Source organism: Terrabacter carboxydivorans (assembly GCF_039532035.1).
Taxonomy (GTDB): Bacteria; Actinomycetota; Actinomycetes; order Actinomycetales; family Dermatophilaceae; genus Terrabacter; species Terrabacter carboxydivorans.
In genome coordinates, this window is the sequence record NZ_BAAARE010000001.1 from 159,156 (window position 1) to 173,863 (window position 14,708).

Consider the following 14,708-nt stretch of genomic DNA (forward strand, 5'->3'; position numbering starts at 1 on the left):
GCGGCGGTGTCCAACCTTGCCGCCGGGCCCTGCTCCATGATGTGTGCATGAGCGAGACTTCTCGGGGCACGGGCGGGCCGTCGAGACCGAAGGGGCGCGCCGTGGTGCGCTGGGTAGCCGCCCTCGCCGTGCTCGCCTGGCTGGCCGTCGGGGGCGTCGGCGGTCCGCTGGTCGGCCGCCTCTCGGAGGTCGCGACGAACGACAACGCGAACTTCCTGCCGCCGTCTGCCGAGTCGACGTCGGTGAGCAAGCTCGTGCAGCGCACCACCGACACGCAGACCCTGCCCTACCTCGTCGTGGTCGAGCGCACGAGCGGGCTGACACCGGCTGATCTGCAGGCCGTCCAGGGCTGGGTCGCCGGCATCCCCGACCTCAAGCTCTCCGACCCGACGCGGACGGTCGGTGAGTTCCTCCAGACGCCCCCGACGGGTGCGATCCCGAGCCAGGACAAGCAGGCCGCCCTCGTCCCCGTGGCCTTCCTCGCCGACAAGGCCGAGGTGACCATCGGCGGCGACACGGCGTTGTATGCCGTCGCGCAGGCTCTGCGGGAGTCCGCGGCGTCGTCGTTGGGCCCGTCGGGCCTGACGGTCCACGTCACCGGGGCTGGTGGCTTCTTCGCCGACTTCATCATCGCCTTCAGCGGCATCGACGGCATCCTGCTGCTCGTCGCCCTCGGCGTCGTCTTCCTCATCCTGCTCATCGTCTACCGCAGCCCGATCCTGCCGTTCGCGGTGCTCATCACCGCCATGTTCGGCCTGTCGCTGGCGGCGCTCGTCGTCTTCCCGCTCGCGAAGAACGGCGCCATCAGCCTGAGCGGGCAGAGCCAGGGCATCCTGTCGATCCTCGTGGTCGGCGCGGCGACGGACTACGCCCTGCTCCTCGTCGCGCGCTTCAAGGAGGAGCTGCACGACGACGAGTCGACGTGGGCGGCGATGAAGAAGGCGTGGCGGGCGGCCCTCGAGCCCATCGCCGCGAGCGCCGCCACGGTCGTGCTCGGCCTGCTGTGTCTGCGCCTGTCGGACCTCGGCAGCACCAAGGGCCTCGGCCCGGTGGGCGCGCTCGGCATCGTCGGCGCCTTCGTCGCCTCCCTGACCTTCCTGCCCGCGGTGCTGCTGCTGATCGGCCGTCGCATCTTCTGGCCGCAGGTCCCCCACGTCGACCACGTCCACAGCGCCGACGCTGTCGGCACGCGCGGCATCTGGGGGCGGGTCGCCGGTCTGGTGGGGCGGCGGCCGAGGCGCACCTGGGTGGTCACGCTGCTCGCGCTCGTGGCCTGCGCCGCCTTCCTGCCCACCCTCAACGCCCGGGGCATCGCCCAGTCGGACCTGTTCCTGACCAAGGTCGACTCGGTGACCGGGCAGGAGGTGCTGGCCCGCCACTTCCCCGCCGGCTCCGGGTCGCCGGTGCAGGTCGCCGCGCCCGAGGCCAAGGCCGAAGCCGTCGTGCAAGTGCTCGACGCGACGGACGGGGTGAGCAACGCGCAGGTCGGCCTCGTGCCGGGGCAGCCGCCCAAGGTCGTCGACGGCCAGGTCATCGTCCAGGGCACCCTCGACGCGGCCGCCGACAGCGTGCAGGCCGAGGACACGATCGAGACGCTCCGGGCGTCGCTGGACCGGGTCGGGACCGACGTGCTCGTCGGTGGGACCACGGCGACGAACCTCGACGTGCGCCTGGCCAGCGAGCGCGACCTCAAGGTCATCATCCCGACGATCCTCGGGGTGATCTTCGTCGTCCTGATGCTGCTCCTGCGCTCGATCGTCGCGCCGCTCGTCCTCGTCGCCGCCAACGTGCTGTCGTTCGCCGCGACCATGGGGGTGTCGGCGATCGCCTTCAACCACGTCTTCGGCTTCCCCGGGTCCGACCCCTCGACACCGCTCTACGGCTTCGTCTTCCTCGTCGCTCTGGGCATCGACTACTCGATCTTCCTCATGACGCGCGTCCGTGAGGAGTCACGCACGCGCGGCACGCGACCCGGCATCCTCGTGGCGCTGGCCGTGACCGGCGGTGTCATCACGAGCGCGGGCATCGTTCTCGCGTCGACCTTCTCGGCTCTCGCGGTGCTGCCGATCCTCTTCCTCGTGCAGATCGCCTTCATCGTCGCGTTCGGCGTGCTGCTCGACACCCTCGTCGTGCGCAGCCTCCTCGTCCCGGCCGTCTCCTACGACCTCGGCGACCGGATCTGGTGGCCGGTCGGGCTGCCTCGGGCCGGCCGCCACGAGCCGGGCTCCGAGTCCGTCGTCGACGTCCACGCGCGTCTGGATGACGGCGCGCCCCGCGAGTCGTCCCCTAGCGGTCCGTCCTGACCGCCCCGGCCCTCGGGGTCAGCCGCTCCACCTCGTCCCACTCCTGGCCCCCGAGGTGGATGGCCGCGGCGGGGAAGAGCCCGTTGTCCTCGCGGCTGATGTGCTCGCGGAGGGCGTCCTCGAAGCGCGGGTAGAGATCGACCTCTCCGTCGGCGACGCGTGCGAGCAGCTCGTCGAGCTCGTGGTGCTCGCCGCACAGCCGGCTGATGTGGTCGGTGAAGACCTCGTCGCGGGCCATGACCGTGAAGAGCCCGGCCTCCTCCGCCTCGACGTGCGGCAGCAGGTGCGCCGCGAGCGTCTCGGCGGCAGCGCGGCGGCGGTCCGGGTGCTCGAGCCCGTCGCGCAGGGCGCTCAGGTGGTTGACGATGTGCTCGTGCTCGGCCATGAACCGGCCGACGACCTCGAGGTCGGCACATCCGCAGTAGCTGCACATCAGCTGGTCCCTTCCGTGGTGCTCGTCAGGGCGTGACGGCCACGATGCCGTGGGCGCCCCGCTCGGCGTCGGCCATGACGTGGTCGACGAAGGAGTAGTGGCCGGCCTCGGGGAAGACCGTCTCGGCGAAGCCACCCTGGGCGACTCCGAGCGACAGGCTCTGGCTGCCCCCGGTCGAGCCCGGGCGGAGCAGCCAGGTGCCCTCGGCCCAGGTGGCGTCGAGCTGGGCCCCGACGACGTGGAAACTCGTGGCCCGGTTGGGACCGGCATCGAACACCCAGAAGCGGACCCGCTTCCCCACCCGCGCGGTCAGCGGGGTCGTGTCGTACTGGTCGGCGACCCCGTTGAAGCTGACGACGTCGGGCAGGTCGGCGCGGGCCCTGGCGGCGTCGACCTCGCTCGCCGCCCCGGCGCTCGTGCTCGCGCCGAGGTAGGCCTCGGACTGCACGAGCAGGTAGGACCGGTCGACGGTCGGCAGGTCCGGCGGCTCGATGACGACGGCGCCGAAGAGGCCGGCCGCGATGTGGGCCGACATCGGCATCGTGGCGCAGTGGTACATCCAGATGCCCGCCCTCGTCGCGGTGAAGCGGTAGGTCAGGCTGCCACCGGGCGGCACGGTCCGCATCACGGCGTCGGGCGCTCGTGAGCCCGCGTGGAAGTCGACGGAGTGGCCCATGGTGCCGTGGTTGACGAGCGTGACCTCGAAGACGTCGCCGACCCGGCCGTGCAGGGTCGGGCCGGGCGACGTGCCGTCGTAGGTCCACCGCCGCTGCCAGACACCGGGCGCGACCTGCTGCTCCTGCTCCGTCACCGTGAGGGTCACCCGGTGTGTGCGCTCCGCCGTCAGCGGGGGCAGGACGGGGTCGTATGCCGTGGGGCCGGGGCCCATGGCCGACCGACCCGGGAGCCCCGGGGCTCCCCCCATCGCGTGGCTGCCGGAGGCCATGGTGGGGGCGGCGGGGTCGCTGGGAGAGGCGGCGTCAGCGCCCTCGGCGGCCGGCGCTCCCGCGACCCGGACGTGCAGGACCATGCCCATCTGCCGGTGGCCGACGACCGAGCACCAGCCCTCGAGGGACGAGCCGACGACGCCGGCGTCGAGGCGGGCAGTGGCACCGGGGGCCAGACGCGGGGTCCGCACGCCGGAGTCCAGGACGAGGTCGTGGGTGGTCGTGCTGTCCCGGTTGGTCAGCTCGACGACGAGCCGGTCGCCGCGCGGGACGCTGATCGTCGAGGGGGTGAACCGCAGCGCGTCGGCGACCACGTGGACGGTCGTCGTGCGGCCCGTCGGGGTCACCTCGGCGGTCCCGGTCGACCCGGCGGTGGCCGCCGTGCCGAGGCTCGCCGCGACGGCGAGGGCCATGACGCTCAGCGCTGCCGGGATCTGTGGCGAGGACCAGAAGGGCTTGTCCTCCAAGGGCTTCCGTGCGGGACGCTCGGTCGACTCCGCGGCCGCCCTGCGGGCCCGGACGGAGTCCCGGACCGACAGCCCGACGAGAGGGAGGAAGGAGGTGACGGTGAGGCCGGCCGACACGGCGGCGACGACGCGGGCCGACGAGGGCAGGGGCAGCAGCCAGAGCACGACGGCGGCGTTGAGGACCACGACCCGGAAGGGTGCCCCACGCTCGAACCATCCCAGCCCGGCACGCACCGCCGACGGGCCGCCGCCGAGGACGCTCGGCACGAGGTGGCTGAGGGCTGCGAGCACGAGCTGCAGTGCGAAACCGACCGCGAGGGCGGCCGCCACCCGGTCGTACTGCTCGCCGACGCCGGACCAGTCCGGGGCCACGGCCACGAGGACGGCCACCCCCACGGCCGACACGAGGAGCCACCCGACGGCGGCGGCGGCGGACACCGTGGCGAAGCGGCGCGGGGCGCTGCGACGGGCGGGCGCCAGAAGGGCGCGACCCCACCAGACGAGGCCCACGGCATACGCCAGCAGTGCGGTCACGGTGAGTCCACGGAGGTCAACCAGGGCAGCCGTGACGACGACCAGCAGGCTCGCGACGAGCAGCGGAAGCGCTTGCCGCGCAAGGGCTTCCGCGCGATCGTCCATCTTCGTGCGGAGCATCGTCGGCCAGAGGGTCACGAGCGTGCCGGTCACCGTCAGGCCGAGCCAGCCGAGGGCCATGGTCAGCGAGTGCGCCACGAGGAGCCGGCCGTGCCACGGGTCGGCGGGGTCGCGAGCGAGGAGCACCCCGAAGGTGGCGCCGACCGGCATGCACGCGGCGGCGGCGAGGTAGTAGCGGATCGTGATGCGGAACCGTCCCGGAAGGGCTGCCCTCAGCCGCCTCCAGAGCTGCACCCCGTGCCACGTGACGGCGCCGGCCGCGCACGTGGCGCCCGCCAGCGTCACGGGCCACCACCCCGAGGGGACGCCCACCACCACGAGCGTCGACCCGAGCAGGAGCAGTGCGAGCCGGCGACCCTGCTGGCGTCGCCCGTCGAGGTTCGGTGGCGTCTTGAGCAGGGCCTGGGCGAAGTGGGTGCTCCACACCATGACCGCGTGGGTGACGGCACCGAGGAGGACGAGGTGCACGACGAGCCAGTCCGCGGCCGGGAGCCCCCGACCGACCGCTGCGACGACGAGCGCGGCCGTGAGCCACAGCGTGGTCGGGTGGTCCCGCAGGGGCCAGTTGCCACGGCCGGGCAGCGTTGCTGCCGTGCGGCGTTCGGTCGATGCCCCGTCACCGGGACGGGTGAGGTGCTCGGACGAGGTCACGGACGGCGGTCGCGTCGGGCGTCAGGAGCGCCGGGTGAGGCGCAGCGTCCAGGCGTCGGGGCCGGGCACGAGGTAGGTGACCTCGAAGGCGCCGTTCTCGCGCTCGGCGACCTGCGCCAGGAGCGGCTTCGGGTCGTGCGGGGCGACGAGGCGCAGGGACCCGCCCACCGGCACGGCGGTCAGGGCTCCGAAGACCGTCGCGTGGCGGATGGCGTGCGGGATGGTGCGCACGTCGAGCTCCGGCTTGCCCTCGTCGCTGCACCCGCACCCGCAGGCGGCGCTGCTGACGTCGGTCACGGGCAGGGGCGACAGGGGTTCGGACACGGTCATGGGGACTCCTCGGGTGCGGACTGCGCCGATATTTATTACACTCCACATGTGAAAAATACTCCTCGGCGGGGTCCGACGCCAAACCGCCCCGGCGGAACGGGCGCCGACCGGGGCCCGACACCGCTCCCCGAGCTCCCACCGGCCCGGGCGCGGGTGCTCGGCGCGGTCGCGGACCGCGAGGCCCAGGGGGCCGGGACGACGATCACCGACCTCGCCGGCGACCTCGGCGGCCACGCCAATACGAGCCGCGCCCACGTCGGTGAGCTCGTCGACGAGGGCCTGCTCGAGCGCGTGCCGGTGGCGGCGAGCGGACGCGGTCGCCCCGCCCACGGGCACCGGCTCACCGACCGGGGCCGGCTCGTCCTCGACGCGCTGCGTGTGGCGCAACCGGTGGCGACGGACGAGCTCGTCACAGCGATGGCCGAGCACCTGTCCACCACGGCAGACGCCGAGACCCACGCCCGCGCCGTCGGTCGCCTCTGGGCGTCGCAGCTGACGCGCGACCGGGCGTCCGACGGCGCCTCCCCCGCCGACCGCGTCACCTCGCTGCTGAGGACCGCAGGCTTCTCGCCGCAGCCCGAGGCGTCCGGGGACGTGGCGCTGCGCACGTGCCCGGTGCTGGCGTCGGCCCGCGCCCATCCTGGAATCGTCTGCACCATGCACGAGGAGATGCTGCGGGCCGCCCTCGACGACGCCGGTGACGAGCGCGTGCAGCTACGCCTGGCCCCCTTCGCCCGTGAGGGCGCCTGCCTCGTGCACCTGCGCGGCGCCTGAGACCTCCGCCCAGGCCCGTCGGTGCGTGACGCCGTCGCCCGGCCGGGGGCACCATGGGGCATGACCTCAGCGACGCCCACCGCCCTGGAGCGGCGACCACGCCTCCTCGTCTTCGACGTCAACGAGACGCTCTCGGACATGACGCACCTCGGCGACCGCTTCGTCGAGGTCGGGGTGCCGCCCTACCTCGCAGCGCCGTGGTTCGCCGGTCTCCTGCGCGACGGCTTCGCCCTCACCGTGACCGGGCACAACCCTTCCTTCGTCGACGTCGCCCGGTCCTCGCTGCACACGGTCCTGCACGACAAGGCCAACGTCGAGGCAGCCACCCGGCACATCATGGCCGGCTTCCTCGCCCTCCCCCTGCACGACGACGTCCGTGCGGGGGTCCGCGCCCTGACCGCCCTCGACCTGCGGCTCGTGACTCTGAGCAACGGCTCGGCCGACGTCGCCGAGGGCCTCTTCGAACGCGGGGGCATCCGCGACGCGTTCGAACAGGTGCTGTCGGTGGAGCACGCGCCAGGGTGGAAGCCGGCGGCCTCGGCCTACGCCTACGCGCTCGGCGAGTGCGGCGTCGCCGCCGAGGACGCGATGCTCGTCGCCGTCCACCCGTGGGACATCCACGGCGCCAAGGCTGCCGGGCTCCGCGCGGCCTGGGTCGACCGGACGGGAGCGCCCTACCCCGAGACCATGTATGCCGCCGACGTCGTCGTGCGGTCGCTGCCCGAGCTCGCGGCCCGGCTCGAGGAGCTCCCGGCCGCGACCTGACCCGACCCGCGTCCCTCTCGCCGCGGGCGCGGCGCCCCGGTGGCACCGCGCGTGTCAGGATGCTGCGCATGTCAGGTCGCGCGCTCAGCTTCGGGACGGTGGCGACGGCATACGAGAGGTTCCGTCCGGGCTACCCCGCCTCGCTCGTCGACCTCGTGACGGCGTATGCGGGTCGGCCGATCCGGACGGCGCTCGAGATCGGCGCCGGCACGGGCAAGGCCACCCGGCTGTTCGCCGGTCGGGGCGTCCGGGTCACGGCCACCGAGCCCGACGCGGCCATGCTCGAGGAGCTGCGCCGCCACGTTCCGGCGACCGTCACGACCCGACAGGCGGCGTTCGAGGACCTGCGATCCGAGGAGACCTTCGGGCTCGTCTACGCCGCGGCTGCCCTGCACTGGACCCGTCCAGAGGGGCGGTGGAACCGGATGGCGACACTGCTCGAGCCGGGTGGCGTCTTCGCCTCGTTCGGCGGACCCTTCCGTCTCGCGGACCAGTCCATCGAGGAGCGGGTGCAGCGCACCAGGGAGCCGTTCCTCGACAGCGACGAGATCGCCTCTCCCGACGGGACGCCCGCCGACCACGCGATGCAGTGGCCGGGCACCGAGCTCGAGCGGGCCGAGTGGTTCACCGACGTGGAGCAGTCGGTCATCGAGCGGCGGCTGACGATGGGTGCCGCCGACGTCGTCGGCTACCTGTCGACGGTGTCGGCCTACCTCGAGCTCCCGGCGACGGACCGTGTGGCGGTGCTCGACGCGATCCTGGCGGTCCTCCCCGAGCAGGTCGAGATCTCGGCCGACATCACCGTCCACCTCGCCCGTCGACGGGACGACCTGCCGTGACGGACGCGCAGCTGCCCAGCACGACCGTCGACGCACCGTGGCTGCCGCCCGGCTGCGAGCCGCGCCGCTGGAGGCGCCGCGGGCCGGGCCTCGTCAGAGCGGAGGGATGATCCGGCGCTCTCGAAGGGTCTCGAAGAGGTCGAGGAACGAGTCGGCCGTGTCCTGGTAGTCGAGGAAGCCGAGCCGGCGGCTCTTGCCCATGTCGGCGAAGGTCTCGACGGTGCGACCGAGGTCGGCGTCGGTGTGCCACCACGAGGCGAGCTCACCCACCGGGTGCGGCGCGAGGTCGTGCCGCGCGACGATGTCGGACCACACGGCGTCCGCGTCGCCCATCCGGCCCTCGAGCGGCTGCGGCTCGCCCGGGTAGTCGGCCGCCTCCACACCGAGCCCTTCGGCCACACGGGCCCACATCTGGCGCCACCGGAAGACCTCGCCGTTGACGGTGTTGAAGGCCTGGTTGCGCCCGGCAGGGTCGGTCGCCGACCAGGCGACGTGCCGGCCGAGCAGCCTGGCGTCGGTGATGTCGGTGACGCCGGCCCACTGGTGGGGGCTGCCCGGGAAGACGAAGGGCTGCCCCGTCTGCCGGCAGATGCTCCCGTAGACGGCCAGCGTCACGCCCATGTTCATGGCGTTGCCGAGCGCGTAGCCGATCATCGTGTGGGGCCGGTGCACCGACCAGGTGAAGCCCTGTCGGTCGGCCTCCTCGCAGAGCACGTCCTCCTGGACGTAGTAGAAGTTCTCGAACGGCAGGCGCGGCTGGCTCTCCCGGAAGGGCGTCTCGGCCGGCGCCTTGGCATAGGCCTCGAACGGGCCGAGGTAGTGCTTGAGGCCGGTGACGAGGACCGCGTGCTCCAGGGTCGTCGTGCGTCCGAGCACCTCCAGGGTGTTGCGGAGCATGGCGCCGTTGACGCGACAGTTCTCGGCCTCGGTCGCCTGGCGTTGCCACGTCGTGAACACCAGGTGGCTGATCTGACGCCCCGCCACGGCACGCTCGATCGAGTCGACGTCGAGGACGTCGGCCGTCACGTGCTCGACCCCCGGCACCGGCTCCCGGACGGAGCGTGACAGACCCACGACGTCGAAGCCCTTGTCCAGCAGGGCGTTCGCGCAGTTCTGCCCACCGATCCCGGTGATTCCTACGACAAGTGCGGTGGGTGCCATGCGCGCTCCTTCGGGCGATGCGGACCGGAGCGGCGCGGAGGGTCGCTGGTCCCCGGCGAGACACGCTGATGGTGCCCCGATCTGGACAGGGCGTCAAGTGGTGATTAACGTAGCCTCGACATCCGAGACGACCCTGCCGCCTCGACCCCGATCGCTTTGACCAGCACGGAGAGGCACCATGGCGGGACACGACCTCGACGACCGCGACCACGGCAGCGCGTCGCGCGCGCCCGGCGGATCCGGAGCCTCCACCACGTCCGGTGCCCGCCGCACGAAGGCTGCTGGAGGGGTGGGCGCCGGCCGCGTCGAGCGCCGCCGGTCCTCGGACGATACTGTCAGGGCAGATCGACGTCAGCGCGGAGGTGAGCCGAGGGTGGTGGAGCAGGTGGAGAACCTCGGGGCCCGCCTCCGGAAGGTGCGGATGGCGACCGGCATGTCCCTCAGGGAGGTGGCGCGACAGCTCGGGGTCTCCCCGTCGTTCGTGTCGCAGCTCGAGAACGGCAAGTCGCAGCCGTCCGTCGCGACCCTCTACTCCCTGGCCCAGCTGCTGGGCGTCTCGATCGACGAGCTCTTCGCCGTCGAGGGCGAGCACGCTTCGGCCCCAACGGCGCCCGCCATCGTGAACGAGCTGCCGGAGCAGGAGGCACCCGAGTCAGCCAACGGCTCGTCCCGGCGCAGACGGTCCGACATCAGCTCCCCGGTGGACGCCGTGCCCCGCAACGGCCGCGCCGAGCGGGTGTCCGTGACCAGGGCGGGCTCACGCTCCCGTCTCGAGATGGACACCGGCGTCGTGTGGGAGCGCCTCGCCGACAACACCGGCGGCGACCTGGACTTCATCGAGATCGTCTACCCACCCCACAGCAACTCGACCAACGACGGCCGCCTGCTCCAGCACGCCGGAGCCGAGTTCGGCTACCTCCTCGAGGGCGAGCTGGAGATCACGGTCGGCTTCGACGTGTTCACCCTGCACGCCGGCGAGGCGCTCGGCTTCGACTCCTCCCAGCCCCACCTCTTCCGCAACCTGCACCCGCAGCCGGCCCGGGGCATCTGGTTCGTCGTCCATCCCACATCGTGACGCGGACTGCTTGACACGCCCAGGCCAAGCGTTCACTCTGACTGAACTCATGTCGTTGGCTCTGTCCGGCGGGTCACCCGCCCAGAGCCCTGTGCCGAGGACGTCACATGCGCGCATTGCAGTTCACCGGGCCGGACCAGTTCCGCGTCAACGAGATCGACATCCCCGAGCTGGCCCCGGACGAGGTGCTGGTGGCGAGTCGGAGCGTGGGCATCTGCCACTCCGACATCGAGCTGCTCGCCGGTCGCTACATCATCCCGTTCGACTACCCCGTCATCCCCGGGCACGAGTGGGCCGGCGAGGTCGTCCGTGCCGGTCGTGACGTCCGGCGTCTCGGCGTCGGCGACCGCGTCGTCGGCGAGTGCGTCATCGGCGAGGACCACTTCGGGTTCAGCATCAGCGGCGCCGCCGCCGAGTTCTTCGTCGCCAAGGAGTCGTGGCTGCACGTCCTGCCCGACAACCTGTCGTGGACGCAGGGCGCCCTCGTCGAGCCCTTCAGCTGCGGCTACTACGCCACCGTGCGCGCCGACAACCTCGACGCCAGCGACACCGTCGTCGTGCTGGGCGCCGGACCCATCGGGCTCGGGGTCGTGGCTGCGGCAGCCGGGCACGGGGCCAAGGTCGTCGTGGCCGAGCCCTCCACGGCCCGAGGGGAGCTCGCGCTCTGGCTCGGCGCCGACCGGGTCCTCGACCCGACCGCCGACGGCTTCGACGAGCAGGTCCTGGACGCCACCGAGGGCGTCGGCGCCTCGGTCGTCTTCGAGGCGAGCGGCAAGCCGTCCGCGATGGCGACGGCTCTCGAGGTCGCGGCCTTCCGCGCCCGGATCGTCTACATCGGCATCGACGTGGGCGGCTCCGCGCCGGCCCGTCTGGGGCTCTTCCAGTCCAAGGAGCTCCAGGGGCGCGGCATCATCGGCTCGCCCGGTGTCTGGCCGCAGACCCTGCGCTTCCTGTCCCGCACCGGGACCGACCTGAGCCCGCTCGTGACCGCGAGCCACGACCTGGCCGACGCCGAGAAGGCGGTGTCCGCGGTGCTCGAGGACCGCTCGCAGGTCAAGGTCCACATCACCTCGTCGGCCCAGCTCTGACGGCTGCGAAGGAGACCGACCATGCGCGCAGGTGTGCTCCACGCCCCTCATGACCTCCGGGTCGAGACCCGCCCCGACCCCCGGCCCCGCGCGGGCGAGGTCCTGATCGAGGTCACCCTCAACGGCCTCTGCGGGACCGATGCCACCGAGTACGCCAAGGGGCCCATGATGGTGCCCCTCCACCAGCGGCACCCGGGGAGCGGACACGTGGGCCCCACCGTGCTGGGACACGAGTTCATCGGCACCGTCGTCGACGTCGGCCCCGGAGGCGACGCCGACCTCGCCTCCTGGGTCGGACGCCGCGTCGCGAGCGGCGTCGGTGTCTCCTGCGGCAGCTGCCGCTGGTGCGCCGCCGGGCGGACCAACCTCTGCGCCCGCTACTACACGCTGGGCCTGTCCACGCACGGCGGGCTGGCCGAGCTCGTGGCCGCACCCGTCAGCACTCTCGTGCCCGTCCCCGAGGGCTGCGACGACACGGAGGCGGCGCTCGCGCAGCCCCTCGCCGTCGGGCTGCACGCCGTCGACCGGGCCGGCATCGCTCCGGGTGACGACGTGCTCCTCCTCGGCGCCGGCGCCATCGGCTCCTTCATCCTCGCCGGGCTGCGCGACCACCGCGGCACGGTCACGGTCGTCGACGTCGACGCCGACCGCCTCGACGTCGCACAACGGCTCGGAGCGACCCGCACCGTGACGGTGAGCCGCGACAGCACCCTGGAGGAGCTGCGCGACCTCGTCGGCGTCGATCCCCAGGTGGTCATCGAGAGCTCCGGCGCCCCGGGCGCCGCAGCCCGTTCCCTCGCACTGTGCGCCCGCGGCGGACGGACGCTCTTCGTCGGGCTCGTCAAGGCGCCTCAGGAGCTCGTCCTGTCCGACGTCGTGCTGCGTGAGGTCGACATCGCCACGACGGTCGCCCACATCTGCGCCACCGACCTCCCACGGGCCCTGGCCCTGCTCGAGGGCAGCCCGCTCGCCGAGACCATCGGGACCACGACGGTGCCGCTGGACGACGTCGTCACGCGGGGCCTGGAGCCCCTCATGGCCGGGACCGCCGGCGGCAAGATCCTCGTGGACCCGCGCCGTGGCTGAGGTCGCGCTCCTGGGCACCGGACGGATGGGTGCCGCGATGGCCCTGCGCCTGGCTGCGGCGGGCGACCACGTCCGCGTCTGGAACCGGACGACCGCCTCGGCCCGGGCCCTCGTGGACTCGAGCGACGGCCACCTCGTCCTGGCCGAGACGGCAGCGGACGCGGTGACGGGCGCCGACGCCGTGCTGACCGTGCTCGCCGACGGCGAGGTGACCCGCGCCGTCCTGCTCTCGGATGCCGTTCAGCGCGTCTTGACGCCGGGCACCCTCGTCGTCGATCTCGGCACCAGCGGGACCGACGCGGCGACCGCGCTCGGCCGACACCTGGGCGACGCCGGGCACCGCTTCGTGGACGCCCCCGTCTCGGGCAGCGTGCCGGCGGTCGCCGCCGGCACGCTGCTCGTCATGGCGTCCGGCGCACCCGAGGACGTCGAGGCTGCCCGCGCGGTGCTCGGAGCCTTCGCGGGCGAGGTGCTCCGGGTCGGCGACGTCGGCGCCGGCCAGGCCATGAAGCTCGCGGTCAACCTCGTCGTGCACGACCTCAACGCCGCGCTCGCCGAGGCGCTCGACCTGGCGGAGCGCAGCGGCGTCCCACGCCCTGAGGCCTATGACGTGCTCGAACGCAGTGTGGTGGCAGCGCCTTTCGTCAAGTACAAGCGTGCGGCGTTCCTCGATCCCGAGACACCGACGGCGATGAGCCTGGCTCTCGTCGCGAAGGACCTCGGCCTCATCACCGCGCAGGGCCGGAGCACCGGCGCCGCTCTGCCGCTGACCGAGCAGGCACTGGCGCGCGTCCGTGACGCCGTCGACGCCGGCTGGGGGCCGCGGGACATGGCGGACCTGAGCCGGTTCCACGCGGCCGCCGACGAGCCGTCGGACCCGCAGACGGAGTCCGGCGAATAGGGGTTTCGCCCCCTTCGTGCCGGTGCACCCCGGGTCGCCGTCACGGTCCGGTCTCATCGACGAAGACCCTTGCGTGAACCTCTTGTTAACGCATGTAGGCGTATGTACAGTCTCACCCAACACCACGGTCGCCCGGAGATCCGGACGGCCGGAAGCGAAGCCCTCAGTGTCGAGGAGTTGGTCGAAGTGGTCACGGACCCGAAGAACGAGACAGCCGCACCGTCGCGCCGCGCACCGCGGTCGTTGTCACGCGGACTGCTCACCGTGGTCGCGGCCCTGGCCCTCCTCGTCGCCGCCGGCTTCGTCCTCGCCCCGAGCAGCGTCAGATCCGGCGCGGTCCAGAGCATGCTGCCGTTCGCGGCGGTGCTCGCGATCGTCGCCCTCGGCCAGACGCTGGTCGTCATGCAGGGCGGCATCGACCTCTCGGTCGCCGGCTCGGTGTCGCTCGTCATCGTCATCGTGACCCACCAGGCCTACGGCGACGACTCCAAGGTGCTCCCGGCGGCCCTGCTGGCCCTGGGTGTCTCCCTCCTCACCGGGCTCGGCAACGGCCTGCTCATCGGGCGCCTCGGCCTCAACCCGATCGTCGCCACCCTCGGCACCAACGCCCTGCTGTATGCCGCGGTCCTGGCCGTGTCGGGCGGCACCCCGCGCCAGACCACCGACCTGCTGGCCCGGCTCGCCGGTGACAGCACGCTCGGTGTCCCGCACGCCCTCGTCGTCGCCGTGCTCGCCACGGCCGTCGTCACGGTCGTCGTCAAGAAGACGGCGTCGGGGCGCCGCTTCGAGGCCGTCGGGGCCAACGGCTCGGCGGCGTGGGCGGCGGGGCTGCGCGTGCAGGGTTTCAAGGCCGGCGGCTACGTCTTCGCGCAGGTCTTCTACTGGCTCGGCGCGCTCCTGCTCGCGGGCATCCTCAACAAGCCGACGGCATACCAGGGCGACAGCTACCTGCTCGCCTCGGTGGCGGCGGTGGTGCTCGGGGGCACTTCGCTGCTCGGCGGCCGGGGCAACCTCGTGGCCACTGCCGTCGCGGCGCTCTTCCTGACCCAGCTGGACCAGTTCGTGCTGGCCCTCGGCTTCGACTTCGCGGGCAAGACCCTCGTGCAGTCGGCGGCGTTCGCCATCGGCGTCGCGCTCTACACCATCAACTGGTCGCGGCTCCGCAGGCGGTCCGACCGCCCCGCCGCCACCGTCGCGGCCTGACCCGCCTCTCCTCCCCGCCACACCCGGCTCC

Annotated in this window: 13 protein-coding genes; 9 read left to right on the plus strand and 4 right to left on the minus strand. The window is 72.8% G+C overall.

The annotated features are described in order from the left end of the window. Nucleotides 1-47: 47 nt before the first annotated feature. Complete coding sequence (locus tag ABD297_RS00805) at nucleotides 48-2,303, plus strand: MMPL family transporter (RefSeq protein ID WP_344252208.1); 2,256 nt, start codon at nucleotides 48-50, stop codon at nucleotides 2,301-2,303. Here the strand turns inward: ABD297_RS00805 and ABD297_RS00810 are convergent. The 3 genes from ABD297_RS00810 to ABD297_RS00820 are packed head-to-tail and all read right to left on the minus strand — an operon-like array spanning nucleotide 2,287 to nucleotide 5,785. Beyond that, nucleotides 2,287-2,736 carry a hemerythrin domain-containing protein gene (locus ABD297_RS00810; RefSeq protein ID WP_344252209.1) on the minus strand — a complete coding sequence of 150 codons (450 nt, stop codon included), beginning with the start codon at nucleotides 2,734-2,736 and terminating at the stop codon, nucleotides 2,287-2,289. The genes ABD297_RS00805 and ABD297_RS00810 overlap by 17 nt on opposite strands. A 25-nt stretch (nucleotides 2,737-2,761) precedes the next feature. Continuing rightward, nucleotides 2,762-5,455: a multicopper oxidase domain-containing protein gene (locus ABD297_RS00815; RefSeq protein WP_344252210.1), complete on the minus strand. Its 2,694-nt coding sequence runs from the start codon at nucleotides 5,453-5,455 to the stop codon at nucleotides 2,762-2,764. Nucleotides 5,456-5,476: 21 nt separating this feature from the next. After that, nucleotides 5,477-5,785 carry a DUF2249 domain-containing protein gene (locus ABD297_RS00820; RefSeq protein WP_344252211.1) on the minus strand — a complete coding sequence of 103 codons (309 nt, stop codon included), beginning with the start codon at nucleotides 5,783-5,785 and terminating at the stop codon, nucleotides 5,477-5,479. A gap of 48 nt (nucleotides 5,786-5,833) precedes the next feature. Here ABD297_RS00820 and ABD297_RS00825 point away from each other — a divergent pair, with 48 nt between their 5' ends. From ABD297_RS00825 to ABD297_RS00835, 3 genes are all read left to right on the plus strand, one after another. Beyond that, nucleotides 5,834-6,559 (plus strand): helix-turn-helix transcriptional regulator, encoded by a 726-nt coding sequence (locus ABD297_RS00825; protein WP_344252213.1) that lies wholly within the window; start codon nucleotides 5,834-5,836, stop codon nucleotides 6,557-6,559. 60 nt (nucleotides 6,560-6,619) lie between these two features. Continuing rightward, nucleotides 6,620-7,324, plus strand: coding sequence for a haloacid dehalogenase type II (locus ABD297_RS00830; protein WP_344252214.1), 705 nt, complete (start codon nucleotides 6,620-6,622; stop codon nucleotides 7,322-7,324). A 68-nt stretch (nucleotides 7,325-7,392) separates the two neighbouring features. After that, complete coding sequence (locus ABD297_RS00835; RefSeq protein WP_344252215.1) at nucleotides 7,393-8,163, plus strand: class I SAM-dependent methyltransferase; 771 nt, start codon at nucleotides 7,393-7,395, stop codon at nucleotides 8,161-8,163. A gap of 93 nt (nucleotides 8,164-8,256) precedes the next feature. On the opposite strand, the gene ABD297_RS00840 is transcribed toward ABD297_RS00835, so the two are convergent. Then, nucleotides 8,257-9,324, minus strand: a complete 1,068-nt coding sequence (locus tag ABD297_RS00840) for an SDR family oxidoreductase (RefSeq protein ID WP_344252216.1) — start codon at nucleotides 9,322-9,324, stop codon at nucleotides 8,257-8,259. A 373-nt stretch (nucleotides 9,325-9,697) separates the two neighbouring features. On the opposite strand from ABD297_RS00840, the gene ABD297_RS00845 reads away from it, so the two are divergent. The 5 genes from ABD297_RS00845 to ABD297_RS00865 all read left to right on the plus strand — a co-directional run bounded on the left by ABD297_RS00845 (nucleotide 9,698) and on the right by ABD297_RS00865 (nucleotide 14,677). Next, nucleotides 9,698-10,399, plus strand: a complete 702-nt coding sequence (locus ABD297_RS00845; RefSeq protein ID WP_344252217.1) for a helix-turn-helix domain-containing protein — start codon at nucleotides 9,698-9,700, stop codon at nucleotides 10,397-10,399. 107 nt (nucleotides 10,400-10,506) lie between these two features. After that, entirely contained in the window at nucleotides 10,507-11,487 is a 981-nt protein-coding gene (locus ABD297_RS00850; RefSeq protein ID WP_344252218.1) for a zinc-dependent alcohol dehydrogenase, read from the plus strand. A 21-nt stretch (nucleotides 11,488-11,508) separates the two neighbouring features. Continuing rightward, nucleotides 11,509-12,573, plus strand: coding sequence for a zinc-dependent alcohol dehydrogenase (locus tag ABD297_RS00855; RefSeq protein WP_344252219.1), 1,065 nt, complete (start codon nucleotides 11,509-11,511; stop codon nucleotides 12,571-12,573). Beyond that, nucleotides 12,566-13,474, plus strand: coding sequence for an NAD(P)-dependent oxidoreductase (locus ABD297_RS00860; protein ID WP_344252220.1), 909 nt, complete (start codon nucleotides 12,566-12,568; stop codon nucleotides 13,472-13,474). Before ABD297_RS00855 ends, ABD297_RS00860 begins: the two co-directional genes overlap by 8 nt. 186 nt (nucleotides 13,475-13,660) lie before the next feature. Then, the gene (locus tag ABD297_RS00865; protein WP_344252221.1) at nucleotides 13,661-14,677 is read left to right on the plus strand and encodes an ABC transporter permease; all 1,017 of its coding nucleotides are present in this window, start codon (nucleotides 13,661-13,663) and stop codon (nucleotides 14,675-14,677) included. The last annotated feature ends 31 nt before the right edge of the window (nucleotides 14,678-14,708 follow it).